Genomic DNA, 13,707 nt, shown 5'->3' on the forward strand with positions numbered 1-13,707 from the left:
TTGTGGGAGGTCTCTGTGGGAGGGCCTTCAGGCCCGATGCTTTCCGGTCAGGTCGCCGCGACCTGAGACAAAAGCATCGGGCCTGAAGGCCCTCCCACAAAAGCATGCAGCCCTCCCCACAAGAGCATGCAGCCCTTCCCACAAAAGCAGCATGCAGGCCCTCCCGCAAAAGCGCGAAGGCCCGGGACTGGGCCCGGGCCTTCATGCGCTCAGGTTTCAGCGCGCCGCGCGCCTCACCACTTGTAACCCACCTTCAAGTACGTGAACGCGCCGTTGAACCCGAACGGCGAGGCGGTGTTGTACGGCAGGTAGTTGCGGGTGCCGCGCACCAGCTTGGACTCGTCGGGGTATTCGTTGAGCACGTTGTCGCCGCCGACGGTGAAGTCCCAGCGGTCCAGGCGGTAGGTCGCGGCCAGGTCCAGGGTCCACTTGGCGCTGAAGGTCTGGTCCTGCAGCGGATCGCTCGCGTGCAGTTCGGTGAACTCGCCGTAGCGGGTGGCGGTGGCGGTGAAGTTCCAGTTGCCGCTCTTCCAGTCGCCGGCGAGGAAGAACTTGTCGCGCGGCGCGCCCTTGGTGATGCGGCCGATCTCGGTGCGGCCGATGCGCACCGCGGCCGGGTCGATCGCCGCCAGCCGCGGCGGGTTCGGCGCGATGTTCTCGATTTCGGTCTTGGAGTAGTTGTAGCCGGCGGTGGTGCTGAGCTTGCCGTTGCCGACGTCCCAGGCATAGGTCGCGATCAGGTCCACGCCCTGGGTCTTGGTGTCGACCGCGTTGGTGAAATAGCGGCCGCCGCCGATGCCGGGATAGCCGTTGGCCTGCAGGTAGTTGCGCACCGCGGTGCTGGTCAGGTTCTCCGACAGCAGGATGCGGTCGTCGACCTTGATCTGGTACGCGTCGAGGGTGATGTACAGGCCGTCGGCCGGCTGCAGCACCAGGCCCAGGCTGTAGTTGGTCGATTCCTCTGCCTTCAGCGGTTCCGAACCCAGCGCCACCGCGGCCGGGTTGTCGACGCGGAAGGTGCCGATCTCGTACGGCACGCCGCTGATGAAGTTGGTGGCGATGGACTGGAAGTACTGCTGTTGCAGCGACGGCGCGCGGAAGCCGGTGGACACGGTGGCGCGCAGCGCGACCGCGTCGGTGAAGGCGTAGCGCGCCGACAGCTTGCCCGAGGTGGTGTCGCCGAAGTCGCTGTAGCTCTCGTAGCGCGCGGCCAGGCCGGCGGAGAACTTGTCGGTCAGGTCGCCTTCCACGTCGAGATAGAACGAATAGCTGTGGCGGTCGAACTCGCCGGCGTCGCTGGCGCGGAAGCCCGAGAACACCTGCGCGCCCGGCAGCACCTGGCCGTTGGACGCGGGCACGCCGCCGTTGGCGTAGGACAGGAACTCGCCGGCGCGCTGGCTGAATTCCTCGCCGCGCCATTCCGCGCCCCAGGCGAAGGTGATCGGGTACTTCCAGCCGAAGTCCACCGGGCGGGTGAAGTCCAGGTTCAACACGTGCTGGGTCACTTCCAGCGCGCCGGCGTAGAACTTGGTCGGCGAACTGGGGCCCAGGCTGCGGTTGAGCGTGTTCTCGATGTCGAAGGTCAGGCCGTTGTGGCCGTAGTTGTAGCTCAGGTCGATCTGGGTGCCGCCGGCGGTTTCGCTGCGCACGCCGAACACCGCGGCGCGGTCCTTGCTGACGTTGTGGATCTGCGGCAAGAAGCCGTTGGGATAGATCGAGGGGATGTTGCGCGGATCGGCGGCGAAGCGGAAATAGCCGTTCGACAGCACGTCGCGTTCGCTGTAGCTGCCGAACGAATAGAACGACAGGTAGTCCACCGGCTTGAATTCGCCGTTGTAGGAGAACGCGCCGTGGTCGATCTCCGGATCGCCGTAGCGCTGTTCGACCACGCCCTGGAACGGCCGCGCGCGGTTGGTGTTGTCCTGGTGGCCGCCTTGCGCGGCCAGGCGCAGCCAGCCGCGCTCGCCTTCCAGGCCGAGGTCGCCGGAGAGCTGGTACTGCTCGCCGTCGCCGGCGCTGTACTGGCCGTAGCGCGCGGCGATCGAGCCGCCGCTGCCGGAACCCTTCAGCACCACGTTGACCACGCCGGCGATGGCGTCGGAGCCGTACTGCGCAGACGCGCCGTCGCGCAGCACTTCCACCCGCTCGATCGAGGCGATCGGGATCGCGTTGAGGTCCACCGGCGAAGAGCCGCGGCCCTGGCTGCCGTTGAGGTTGATCAGCGCGGTGGTGTGGCGGCGCTTGCCGTTGACCAGCACCAGCACCTGATCGGGCGCGAGGCCGCGCAGCTGCGCCGGACGCACCGCGTCGGTGCCGTCGGTGATCGCCGGGCGCGGGAAGTTCAGCGAGGGCAGGGCGCGCGACAGCGCGGTCGCCAGCTCGACCGTGCCGGTGGCTTCCAGGGTCTCGGGGGTGATGATGTCGATCGGCGCGGTCGACTCGGCGACGGTGCGGTCGGACACGCGCGTGCCGGTGACGATGACTTGGTCGAGGGTCTTGGCGTCGGCCTGGGCGGGTTGCTGGGCCAGGACGGCGGGGGCGGCGGTCAGGCTCAAGGCGATGGCCAAGCCGAGGGCGAGCGGGTGGCGGACGCGGAGACCGGGGTGGGCGAGCGTGCGGCTGGCGTGCATGAAGACTCCTGCATGGGGGACTGACAGCGATGTCATCCGGGTTTAACACGGTCATAACAACCCGGTCAATGAAGCGGCCAGGAACCGGCTAACGCAAGTAATCAAAAAGTGGTAGACGCCTCGTTTTCGGCGCTGCGCCGCGGATCGCGGGCAAAAAGAACCGCCGGTCGCATATGCGCGGCGAGCCGGCGGCCGGAAAACGAACAAGGATCGGGGGTGTGGCGCGGGGCCCGATCGCGCGCAGGCCCGCCGCCAGCATGGCCGCGGATGCGGCGACGATTGAATAGGACCGGTCCGAAACAGGGCCGCGTGCTGGCGGTGCCGTTCGCTCGCCCGGGCGTCGCGACTGTTAAGATGCGCGCGCTCAAGGTGATCGCCGGCACAGTCCGGCGATTGAAACGGGAATCCGGTCGCGCCGCGGGTCTGTTCGCCAGAACGGTCCGCGCGCTCAAGCCGGAGCTGCCCCCGCAACGGTAGGCGAGTCCACGCACCGCAACGGCCACTGTGCTTCATGCATGGGAAGGCGCGGCGCCGGAACCTCGGACAAGGACGCTCGACAGGTTCCACTCGCAAGCCCGGAGACCGGCCTGGAGCGCGAACCGACCGGCGGCGGGCCTGGTGGCGGAGCGAGCGCGCCTGTGCGTGTCCTTCCGCGCTGTTTTCGCGCCGGTCCCGACCCTTGTCGGCCGCGCGGGAGAGCGCGGCCCTGGAGACCCGCAGGCCATGCAGCACCGCTTCGTCCGTTCCCCGCGCCGCGCGCTCGCGCCGGCCCTGGCCATCGCCCTGTCCGCCGCGGCCGCCACCGCCCCTGCCGCGCCGGCGGTCGATCTCGACCAGGTCGTGGTCACCGCCACCCGCACCGCGCAGACCCAGGACGCGACCCTGGCCGCGGTCACCGTGATCGACCGCGCCGACATCGAGCGCCTGCAGCCTTCGTCGCTGCCGGACCTGTTGCGCGGCACGCCGGGCGCGTCGCTGGCCAACAACGGCGGGCCGGGCAAAAGCACCTCGCTGTTCCTGCGCGGCAGCGAATCCGATCACGTGCTGGTGCTGGTCGACGGGATCAAGCTCGGTTCGGCCACCAGCGGCGGCGCCTCGCTGCAGGACATCCCGGTCGAGCAGATCGAGCGCGTGGAGATCGTGCGCGGCCCGTTCTCCAGCCTGTACGGCTCGGAAGCCATCGGCGGCGTGATCCAGATCTTCACCCGCCGCCCGCAGGGGCCGTTCGCGCCGAGCTTCAGCGTCGGCATCGGCAGCGACAAGACCCATCGCGCGTCCGCCGGCGTGGCCGGAAAGGGCGAGCGCGGCTGGTATTCGATCAACGCCGCGCACGAGGACACCGACGGCATCGACGCCTGCCGCGGCAAGCCGTCGCCGGGCGGCGCCGGCTGCTTCACCTATTCGCCCGATCGCGACGGTTACCGCAACTCGTCGCTGACCCTGCAGGGCGGCTACCGCTTCAACGAGCGGTGGGACGGCGAGGCGCGGGTGTTCCGCGCGCAGGGTTACAACGAATACGACGGCAGCCAGAACAACCAGGCCGACACCGTCCAGCAGGTCGCCGGCGCGAAGCTGCGCTACCGCCCGAGCGACCGCCTCGCGTTGAGCCTCAACGCCGGCCGCAGCTGGGACCTCAGCGAGCAATACAAGGACGGCAAGTACTCCAGCACCTTCGACACCCGCCGCCAGCTCGGCTCGCTGCAGGGCGACCTCGGCCTCGGCGGCGGCCTGCTGAGCCTGGGCTTCGACTGGCAGCGCGACGAAGTCGAAAGCAACACCGCCTACAAGCGCGACGCGCGCGTGCTGCGCGGCGCGTTCGGCCAGTACCAGCGCGAGTTCGGCGCGCACGCGCTGCAGGCCAGCCTGCGCCGCGACGACGACAGCCAGTTCGGCGGCGAAACCACCGGCAGCGTGCTGTGGGGCTGGAACTTCGCCGACGCGCTGCGGCTGACCGCGAGCTACGGCACCGCGTTCAAGGCGCCGACCTTCAACGAGCTGTATTACCCGGGGTACGGCAATCCGGACCTGGGCCCGGAAACCTCGCGCAGCTTCGAACTGGGCCTGCGCGGCACCTTCGGCGAGGGCGGCCGCCAGGTGTGGTCGCTCAACGCCTACCAGACCCGGATCGACGATCTGATCGCCTACGACGCCTCCATCGGCCTGCCCGGCAACGTCGACCGCGCCCGCATCCGCGGCCTGGAAGCGGCGCTGGACACGCGCGTGGCCGGCTGGGACCTGCGCGCCAGCGCGACCTGGCTGGACCCGCGCAACGACAGCCGCGGCGGCTACCGCGACAACATCCTGCCGCGGCGCGTGCGGCAGAGCGCGCGCATCGACCTGGACCGCCGCTTCGAACTCGACCGCGGCGACGCGTTCTCGCTCGGCGCCAGCGTCTACGCCGCCGGCCAGCGCTACGACGACCTCGCCAACAAGCGCGAACTCGGCGGCTACGCCCTGGCCGACCTGCGCCTGGGCTACGCGCTGGGCACGGACTGGAGCGTGCAGCTGGCGGCCAACAACCTGTTCGACAAGCGCTACGAAACCGCGGCCTTCTACAATCAGCCCGGACGCACCTACCTGCTGAGCCTGCGCTACCGTCCCAACCGCTGAACCCGCCCGCGCCGGCCGCGCGCGCGGCCGGCCCCGACCGAGAGACGACGATGATCTCCACGACCCAGTCCCAGCCGAACCGCCCGGCCCCGCGCCGGCACGAACTGCGGCCGCTGCTCGCGGGCCCCGCGCAACTGGCGATCCTGGCCGTGCTGCTGACGCTGATGGCCGCGACCCGTTTCCACGCGGTCGGCAGCGCGCTGCACCTGCCGGACGCATCGATGGCGGTGTTCTTCCTCGGCGGCCTGTACCTGCAGCGCCACCGGCTGTTCGCCGGGCTGCTGGTGGCGGCGGTGGCGATCGACTACATCGCCGTGACCGGGCGCGGGCTGAGCTTCTTCGATCACTACTGCGTGACGCCGTCGTACGCGTTCCTGCTGCTGGCGTATGCGGTGCTGTGGTACCTGGGCCGGGCCTGGGCGCCGTCGATGGCGGCGCGGCCGCGCGCGCTGGCCGGCGCGCTGGCGGTGGCGCTGGTCGCCGCCAGCGCCTCGTTCCTGATTTCCAACGGCGCGTTCTACTGGTTCGGCGGCCGTTACGCCGATCCGAATTTCGCCCAGTACATCGAGCGGGTCTGGCGCTGGGGCCCGTTGTTCGTCGGCACCACGATGGCCTATGTCGGCGCGGCGTTGCTGGCGCATGCGCTGGTCGCGCGTTTCGCCCGTCCGCGCGGCGCCGCATCCGGCCCGCGCCACTGAGAAGGAGAGCGTCATGAGCTTGTTGCTTCCGCCGAGCCAGGCCGCGCTGCCGCTGCGCGCGCGCAACGGCCAGATCGCCGCCGCGCTGGCCTTGGCCGCGCTGATGGTGTGCACCCGCGGCCAGCACTTCGCCACCGTCGATGCGCTGCCGAGCGCGTCGTGGGCGGTGTTCTTCCTCGCCGGCGCGCTGCTGCGCCCGGCCTGGTTGTTCCCTGCGTTTTTCGTGTTGTCGTCGTTGCTGGACCTGGCCAGCCTGGCGCTGGGCCGGGTCACCGACTGGTGCCTGTCGCCGGCGTACTGGGCGCTGGCGCTGGCCTACGGTGCGTTGTGGTGGGGCGGGCGGATCTATGCGCGCATGCACCGCGACCGCCTGGCCACGGTGCCGATGTTGGCGCTGACCCTGCTGGCGACCTCGGTGGTGGCCTACCTGATCTCCAAGGGCGGCTTCTATTTCCTGTCCGGCCGCTATCCGGACGCGAGCTGGGCCGGGTTCGTGGAGCGCATCCCGCGCTACTACCCGCGCGCGCTCGGCACCCTGGCCGGCTACGTCGGCGCCGGCTTCGCCGTTTACGCCGCGGCGCGGCTGATCGAATCGCGCCAGCGCGCCGGAGCGGCGGCATGAGCGAGGACAATGGCGACCGCGCCGGCTTCGCCGCGGCCAGCGAGGACAAGCACCGCGAGCGCATGCAGCGCAAGAAAGAATTGATCGACCGCAAGGTCGCGCGCGCCACCATCGAGCGCGGCGTGCTGGTGGTCAACACCGGCAACGGCAAGGGCAAGAGCTCCTCGGGCTTCGGCATGCTCGCGCGCTCGCTCGGCCACGGCTTCAAGTGCGGCGTGGTGCAGTTCATCAAGGGCAGCTTCGCCACCGGCGAGGAAGCCTTCTTCCGCCGCTTCGAAGAGCTCGACTACCACGTGATGGGCGAGGGCTTCACCTGGGAAACCCAGGACAAGCAGCGCGACATCGCCGCCGCGCAGGCGGCGTGGGCGGTGGCCGCGCGCATGCTCGGCGACGAGGCCTACGACTTCGTCCTGCTCGACGAACTCAACATCGCCCTCGCGCACCGCTACGTCGCGGTCGACGACGTGCTGGCCGCGGTCGCAGCGCGCCCGCCGCGCCAGCACGTGGTGATCACCGGCCGCGGCGCGCCCGATGCGCTGATCGAGGCCGCCGACACGGTCACCGACATGCGCGTGGTCAAGCATGCGTTCAAGGCCGGGATCAAGGCGCAGAAGGGGGTCGAGTTGTGAGCGTTGCGGGACCGGGGACTCGGGACCGGGGACCCGTAAAGTCCGGAGCCGAGCTTGGAATCGACTTGGCAGGTCCCGGGTCCCGGGGCCCCGGTCCCGGCCACTGCCCAGCCCTGCTGGTCTCCGCCCCCGCTTCCGGCCAGGGCAAGACCAGCGTCACCGCTGCGTTGGCGCGCTGGCATTCGCGCCAGGGGCGGCGGGTGCGGGTGTTCAAGACCGGGCCGGACTTCCTCGACCCGATGGTGCTCGAACGCGCCAGCGGCGCGCCGGCGCAGCAGCTGGACCTGTGGATGTGCGGCGAGGACGACGTGCGCGCGCGCCTGCACGCGGCCGCGAGCGAGGCCGATCTGATCCTGATCGAGGGCGTGATGGGGCTGTTCGACGGATCGCCGTCGAGCGCCGATCTGGCCGAGCGCATCGGCGTGCCGGTGCTTACGGTGATCGACGGCTCGGCGATGGCGCAGACCTTCGGCGCGCTCGCGCTCGGGCTGGCGCGTTACCGCGAGGGGCTGCGGGTGTACGGCGTCGCGGCCAACCGCATCGGCAGCGCGTATCACGCGCAGTTGCTGCGCGAGAGCCTGCCCGGCGAGTTGCGTTGGCTCGGCGCGCTGCCGCGCGAGCTGGCGCTGGCGCTGCCGGAGCGGCACCTGGGCCTGGTCGCGGCGGGCGAACTGAGCGATATCGACGCGCGCCTGGACGCGTTGGCCGATGCCTGGGCCGCGCACGCCGACGCCGAGTTGCCGCCGGCGGTCGCCTTCGAGCCCGCGCAGGCGCCTGCGGTGCCGCCGCGCCTGCGCGGCCGCCGCATCGCGGTCGCGCGCGACGCGGCGTTCTGCTTCCTGTATCCGGCCAACCTGGAACTGCTGCGCGCGGCCGGCGCCGAGTTGGCGTTCTTCTCGCCGGTGGCGGGCGAGACGCTGCCCGAGTGCGACGCGGCGTGGCTGCCGGGCGGCTATCCGGAACTGCACCTGGACGCGCTCGCGGCCAACGCCGCGTTGCGCGACGCGCTGCATGCGCACGTCGCGGCCGGCAAGCCGCTGCTGGCCGAGTGCGGCGGGCTGCTGTACTGCCTGGACGAACTGACCGACCGCGACGGCCGCGGCGCGGCGATGGCCGGCCTGCTGCGCGGCCGCGCGCGCATCGGCACGCGTCTGGCCGCGCTCGGCCTGCAGTCGGTGGCGTTGCCGGAAGGCGAACTGCGCGGCCACACCTTCCACTACGCCCAGGCCGAGGTCGCCGCGCAGGCCATCGCGATGTCGGCCAACCCCAACGGCGGCCCGAGCCGCGAAGCGGTGTACCGGCGCGATCGCATGAGCGCGAGCTTCGTGCACTTCTACTTTCCCTCGAACCCGGACGCGGCCGTGCGGCTGTTCCTGGCATGAGCGCGCAGGCGCTGGCGTGGACGATGCTCGGCGGCGTGTTGCTCGACGCCGCGCTGGGCGAGCCGCGCCGGGCCCATCCGCTGGTCGCCTTCGGCCGCCTGGCGCGCGCGCTGGAAACCGCGCTGCACGCCGACAGCCGCGCGCGCGGGCTGGCCGCGTGGACGCTGGCGACGCTGCCGCTGAGCGCCGCCGCCGGCTGGCTGCACTGCGCGCTGTGGCAATGGTCGGCGTGGGCCGGCGGCGCGTTCGCGGCGCTGGCGCTGTACTTCGCCATCGGCCTGCGCAGCCTGCGCGAGCATGCCGTGCCGGTGGCCGAGGCATTGGACGCCGGCCGCTTGGAAGACGCGCGCGCCGCGGTCGGCCGCATCGTCAGCCGCGACGCGCACGCGCTCGATGCCGAACGCGTCGCCGCCGCGGCCACCGAGTCGGTGCTGGAGAACGGCAGCGACGCGGTGTTCGCCGCGTTGTTCTGGTTCGCCCTGCTCGGGCCCGCCGGCGCCGTGCTGTACCGGCTGAGCAACACCCTCGACGCGATGTGGGGCTACCGTAGCGAGCGCTACGAGCGCTTCGGCTGGGCCGCCGCGCGCATCGACGACGCGCTGAACTGGGTGCCCGCACGGCTGACCGCGCTGACCTATGCCGCGCTCGGCGACGGCGCGCGCGCGCTGCGTTGCTGGCGCGCGCAGGCGCCGCGGTGGGACAGCCCCAACGCCGGCCCGGTGATGGCCGCCGGCGCCGGCGCGCTGGGCGTGCGCCTGGGCGGCGACGCGCCGTATCGCGGCGTGTGGGAATCGCGCCCGCAGTTGGGCGAGGGCGCGACGCCCGATGCCGGTTCGATCCGCCGCGCGCTGGCGCTGGTCGAGCGCGGCACCGCGCTGTGGCTGCTGGCGGTGGCCGTAGCAGCGTTCGCTCTGGCGGGGTGGCGGCATGCTTGAACACGGCGGCCGCCTGCTGCGCGCCGCGCAGCGTTACGGCATTCCCGCGGCGCATTGGCTCGATCTGTCGACCGGCATCAACCCGCAGGCCTGGCCGGTGCCGGAGATTCCCGCGCGCGCCTGGCAGCGTTTGCCCGAGGACGACGACGGTCTGGCCGAGATCGCCGCCGCGTACTACGGCGCGCCGCAGACGCTGCCGGTGGCCGGTTCGCAGGCGGCGATCCAGGCCTTGCCGGAACTGCGTTCGCCCGCGCGCGTCGGCGTGATCGCGCCCGGCTACGCCGAACATGCGCATGCCTGGCGGCGCGCCGGGCACGCGGTCGAAACGCTGCCGGCGCACGATTTGCTGGCGCAGCGCGCGCGCTTCGACGTGGTCGTGCTGATCCATCCCAACAACCCCGGCGGCGAGCGCTTCGAACGCGAGGCCTTGCTCGCGCTGCACCGGGATCTCGCCGCCCGCGGCGGCTGGCTGCTGATCGACGAAGCGTTCATGGACGCCACCCCCGAAAGCAGCCTGTGCGGCGAGAGCGCGCGCGACGGCTTGATCGTGCTGCGTTCGGCCGGCAAGTTCTTCGGCCTGGCCGGCGCGCGCGCCGGTTTCGTCTGCGCCGCGCCGGCGCTGCTGGCGGCGCTGCGCGAGCGGCTCGGCCCGTGGACCCTGACCGGCCCGGCGCGCCACGTCCTGCGCCACGCGCTGGCCGACCGCGACTGGCAGCGGGGCATGCGCGCGCAGTTGCAGACGCAAGCCGAGCGCCTGGCCGCGATGCTGCGCGCGCACGGCCTCGCGCCCAGCGGCGGCAGCGCGTTCTTCCAGTGGCGGCGCGATCCGCGCGCCGCGCAACTGCACGAAGCGCTGGCGCGACGCGCGATCCTCACCCGCCTGTTCGAACAACCATCCAGCCTGCGCTTCGGCCTGCCCGGCGGCGAAGACGAATGGCGGCGGCTCGAAACCGCTCTGGCCGAACTCGGAGACTGCTTGCGATGAGCGAATCGTGCGGACCCGCGCGCGTGTTGATGGTGCAAGGCTGCACCTCCGACGCCGGCAAGAGCGCGCTGGTCGCGGCGCTGTGCCGCTGGCTGCGCCGGCGCGGCGTCGCGGTGGCGCCGTTCAAGCCGCAGAACATGGCGCTGAACTCGGCGGTGACCGCCGACGGCGGCGAGATCGGCCGCGCCCAGGCGGTGCAGGCGCAGGCCGCCGGGCTGGCGCCGCACACCGACTTCAACCCGATCCTGCTCAAGCCCAGCAGCGACACCGGCGCGCAGGTGATCGTGCACGGCCGCGCCGTCGCCCAGCTCGACGCGCGCGCCTACCACGACTACAAACGCGTTGCGATGGACGCGGTGCTGGCCTCGCACGCGCGCCTGTGCGAGCGCTACGCGGCGGTGGTGGTGGAGGGCGCGGGCAGCCCGGCCGAGATCAACCTGCGCGACCGCGACATCGCCAACATGGGCTATGCCGAAGCGGTCGACTGCCCGGTGATCCTGATCGCCGACATCGACCGCGGCGGCGTGTTCGCGCATCTGGTCGGGACCCTGGCGCTGCTGTCGGACAGCGAACGCGCGCGGGTCGCGGGTTTCGTCATCAACCGCTTCCGCGGCGACATCGGATTGCTGCAATCCGGGCTGGATTGGCTCGAACGCGAGACCGGCAAGCCGGTGCTCGGCGTGCTGCCCTACCTGCACGGCCTGCATCTGGAAGCCGAGGACGCGCTGCCGCGCGCGGCCGACGCGAAAGCCGGCGCGCGCCTGCGCGTGGCGGTGCCGGCGTTGCCGCGGATCAGCAACCACACCGACTTCGACGCGCTGCGCGCGCATCCGCAGGTCGATTGCCGCTTCGTCGGCCCGGGCGATGCACCGCCGCCGTGCGACCTGATCGTGCTGCCGGGCTCCAAGGCCACCCGCGCCGACCTGGCGTGGCTGCGCCGCAACGGCTGGGCCGAGGCGATCGCCCGCCACCTGCGCTACGGCGGCCGGGTGATCGGCATCTGCGGCGGCTTGCAGATGCTCGGCCGCGCGGTGCACGACCCGCACGGCATCGAGGGCGAGGCCGGTTCCAGCGACGGTCTGGGCTGGCTCGATCTCGACACCACGCTGCAGCCGTACAAGCAACTGCGCAACGCCAAGGGCCGGCTGAGTTTCGCCGACGCGGTGGCCGAAGGCTACGAGATCCATTGTGGCGTCAGCGCCGGCGCGGGCTTGCAACGGCCGGCGTTGCGCCTGGACGACGGCCGCGAAGACGGCGCGATCAGCGCCGACGGGCAAGTGCTCGGCACCTACCTGCACGGCGTGTTCGATCATCCGCAGGCGCTGGCCGCGTTGCTGGGCTGGGCCGGGCTCGAACAGGCCGAGCCGCTCGACCTGCGCAGCTTGCGCGAACACTCCATCGACCGTCTCGCCGATGCGGTCGAGCGGCACCTGGACACCGCCGCGCTGGCCCGGCTGTTCGGCCTGGGCGCGGACCGCGACACACCACAACGCGAGGAAAGCGCATGCGCACCCTGATTCTCGGCGGCGCGCGCTCGGGCAAGAGCGCGCTGGCCGAACGCCTGGCCGGCGCCCACGCCGACGTCGTCTACCTGGCCACCGCGCAGCCGCTGGACGGCGAGATGGACGCGCGCATCGCCCATCACCGCGCGCGCCGGCCGGCGGCCTGGGGCTGCGTGGAAGAGCCGATCGCGCTGGCCGATGCGCTGCGCGCGCACGTCGCGCCGCAGCGCTGCGTGCTGGTGGACTGCCTGACCCTGTGGCTGAGCAACCTGCTCGGCGCCAACGATCCCTCGCTGTTCCATCGCGAACGCTCCGCCCTGCTCGAAGCCGTGCCCGCGTTGCCGGGCACGGTGCTGTTCGTCAGCAACGAAGTCGGCCTCGGCGTGGTGCCGATGGGCGAGTTGAGCCGGCGTTTCGTCGACGAAGCCGGGCGCCTGCATCAGGCGCTCGGCGAGGTCTGCGAGCGGGTGGCGTTCGTGGCGGCCGGCCTGCCGCTGGTGTTGAAGGGGCCGGCGTTGTGAGCGGCGGTGATCGGAGCCCTGCGGATGCGGAGAACGCGGACTTGAACGACGAGACTTCCTGGTGGCTGCGCGAATGCCTGCGCGTCGACGAGGACAGCGCCGCGCAAGCGCGCGCGCGCCAGGACCAGCTGACCAAGCCGCCGGGTTCGCTCGGCCGGCTCGAAGAGCTCGCGGTGCGGCTGGCCGGATTGCAGCGCAGCCAGCGGCCGTCGCTGCATCGGGTGTGGATCAGCGTGTTCGCCGCCGACCACGGCGTCGCCGCCGAGGGCGTATCGGCGTTCCCGCAGGCGGTCACCGGCGAGATGCTGCGCAACTTCGCCGGCGGCGGCGCGGCGATCGCCGTGCTCGCGCGCAGCCTCGGCGCGAGCCTGGACGTGGTCAATCTCGGCACGGTCAACGACCCCGGCCCGATCAAGGGCGTGCACCGCGCGATCGTCGCCGCGTCCACGGCCAACTTCTGCGAAGCCGCGGCGATGACGCCGGCGCAGCTGCGCGCCGCGCTGGCCGCCGGCGCCGCCAGCGTGCGCGCCGCGCGCGACGCCGGCGCGCAGTTGTTCGTCGGCGGCGAGATGGGCATCGCCAACACCACCGCCGCCGCCGCACTGGCGAGCGCACTGCTGGACTGCGCGCCGGCGCGGCTGGCCGGCGCCGGCACCGGCCTGGACGCGGCCGGCATCGCCCACAAGACCGCGGTGATCGAACGCGCGCTGGCCCTGCATGCCGACGCCGGCAGCGACTGGGAACGGCTGCGCCGGCTCGGCGGTTTCGAGATCGCGGCCCTGACCGGCGCCTACATCGCCTGCGCCCAGGGCGGCGTGGCGGTGCTGGTCGACGGCTTCATCGCCACGGTCGCGGCGCTGGCCGCGCAGCGGCTCAATCCCGGTTGCGGCCCGTGGCTGCTGTACGCGCACCGTTCGCACGAACGCGGCCACGCCGCGCTGCTCGACGCGCTGGACGCGCAGCCGCTGCTCGATCTCGGCCTGCGCCTGGGCGAGGCCAGCGGCGCCGCGGTCGCGGTGCCGCTGCTGCGGCTGGCCTGCGAACTGCATGCGGGCATGGCGACCTTCGCCCAGGCCGGCGTGTCGGGCGCGAACGGTTCGCACAGCGACCCGGCGGCCGCGCGCGCGTGAACGCACGCGCACTCGCGCGCGATGCGACCGGCGTGCGGCATATTCCCTTGCCGGCACACCTGC

Annotated in this window: 11 protein-coding genes, 1 pseudogene and 1 riboswitch; of the genes and pseudogenes, 10 read left to right on the forward strand and 2 right to left on the reverse strand. The window is 72.1% G+C overall.

Annotated elements, in window-relative coordinates; all coding sequences use genetic code 11:
- Positions 1–71: 71 nt before the first annotated feature.
- Together JHW41_RS26450 and JHW41_RS05710 are read right to left on the reverse strand one after the other, a co-directional pair.
- Positions 72–128: pseudogene (locus tag JHW41_RS26450) on the reverse strand (hypothetical protein); the annotation flags it as partial.
- A 105-nt stretch (positions 129–233) separates the two neighbouring features.
- Positions 234–2,630, reverse strand: a complete 2,397-nt coding sequence (locus tag JHW41_RS05710) for a TonB-dependent receptor plug domain-containing protein (protein WP_250449302.1) — start codon at positions 2,628–2,630, stop codon at positions 234–236.
- 350 nt (positions 2,631–2,980) lie between these two features.
- Positions 2,981–3,235, forward strand: a riboswitch (cobalamin riboswitch).
- Positions 3,236–3,353: 118 nt separating this feature from the next.
- On the opposite strand from JHW41_RS05710, the gene btuB reads away from it, so the two are divergent.
- From btuB to cobT, 10 genes are all read left to right on the forward strand, one after another.
- Positions 3,354–5,240: a TonB-dependent vitamin B12 receptor gene (btuB, locus tag JHW41_RS05715; RefSeq protein WP_250449303.1), complete on the forward strand. Its 1,887-nt coding sequence runs from the start codon at positions 3,354–3,356 to the stop codon at positions 5,238–5,240.
- Positions 5,241–5,290: 50 nt separating this feature from the next.
- The gene (locus tag JHW41_RS05720) at positions 5,291–5,938 is read left to right on the forward strand and encodes a hypothetical protein (RefSeq protein ID WP_250449304.1); all 648 of its coding nucleotides are present in this window, start codon (positions 5,291–5,293) and stop codon (positions 5,936–5,938) included.
- Between the two features lie 22 nt (positions 5,939–5,960).
- Positions 5,961–6,560 carry a hypothetical protein gene (locus tag JHW41_RS05725; protein ID WP_425606399.1) on the forward strand — a complete coding sequence of 200 codons (600 nt, stop codon included), beginning with the start codon at positions 5,961–5,963 and terminating at the stop codon, positions 6,558–6,560.
- Positions 6,557–7,189 carry a cob(I)yrinic acid a,c-diamide adenosyltransferase gene (cobO, locus tag JHW41_RS05730; RefSeq protein ID WP_250449305.1) on the forward strand — a complete coding sequence of 211 codons (633 nt, stop codon included), beginning with the start codon at positions 6,557–6,559 and terminating at the stop codon, positions 7,187–7,189. Before JHW41_RS05725 ends, cobO begins: the two co-directional genes overlap by 4 nt.
- Positions 7,190–7,254: 65 nt before the next feature.
- Positions 7,255–8,571, forward strand: a complete 1,317-nt coding sequence (locus tag JHW41_RS05735) for a cobyrinate a,c-diamide synthase (protein WP_250449306.1) — start codon at positions 7,255–7,257, stop codon at positions 8,569–8,571.
- Positions 8,568–9,506 carry an adenosylcobinamide-phosphate synthase CbiB gene (gene cbiB / locus JHW41_RS05740; protein ID WP_250449307.1) on the forward strand — a complete coding sequence of 313 codons (939 nt, stop codon included), beginning with the start codon at positions 8,568–8,570 and terminating at the stop codon, positions 9,504–9,506. Before JHW41_RS05735 ends, cbiB begins: the two co-directional genes overlap by 4 nt.
- The gene (cobD, locus tag JHW41_RS05745; protein WP_250449308.1) at positions 9,499–10,491 is read left to right on the forward strand and encodes a threonine-phosphate decarboxylase CobD; all 993 of its coding nucleotides are present in this window, start codon (positions 9,499–9,501) and stop codon (positions 10,489–10,491) included. Before cbiB ends, cobD begins: the two co-directional genes overlap by 8 nt.
- Positions 10,488–12,008, forward strand: a complete 1,521-nt coding sequence (locus JHW41_RS05750) for a cobyric acid synthase (RefSeq protein ID WP_250449309.1) — start codon at positions 10,488–10,490, stop codon at positions 12,006–12,008. Before cobD ends, JHW41_RS05750 begins: the two co-directional genes overlap by 4 nt.
- Positions 11,996–12,514 carry a bifunctional adenosylcobinamide kinase/adenosylcobinamide-phosphate guanylyltransferase gene (cobU, locus tag JHW41_RS05755; RefSeq protein ID WP_250449310.1) on the forward strand — a complete coding sequence of 173 codons (519 nt, stop codon included), beginning with the start codon at positions 11,996–11,998 and terminating at the stop codon, positions 12,512–12,514. The genes JHW41_RS05750 and cobU overlap by 13 nt, the downstream gene beginning before the upstream one ends.
- Positions 12,515–12,579: 65 nt before the next feature.
- Positions 12,580–13,644 carry a nicotinate-nucleotide--dimethylbenzimidazole phosphoribosyltransferase gene (gene cobT, locus JHW41_RS05760; protein ID WP_250450793.1) on the forward strand — a complete coding sequence of 355 codons (1,065 nt, stop codon included), beginning with the start codon at positions 12,580–12,582 and terminating at the stop codon, positions 13,642–13,644.
- Positions 13,645–13,707 lie beyond the last annotated feature (63 nt).

This window comes from Lysobacter enzymogenes, assembly GCF_023617245.1.
GTDB lineage: Bacteria > Pseudomonadota > Gammaproteobacteria > Xanthomonadales > Xanthomonadaceae > Lysobacter > Lysobacter yananisis.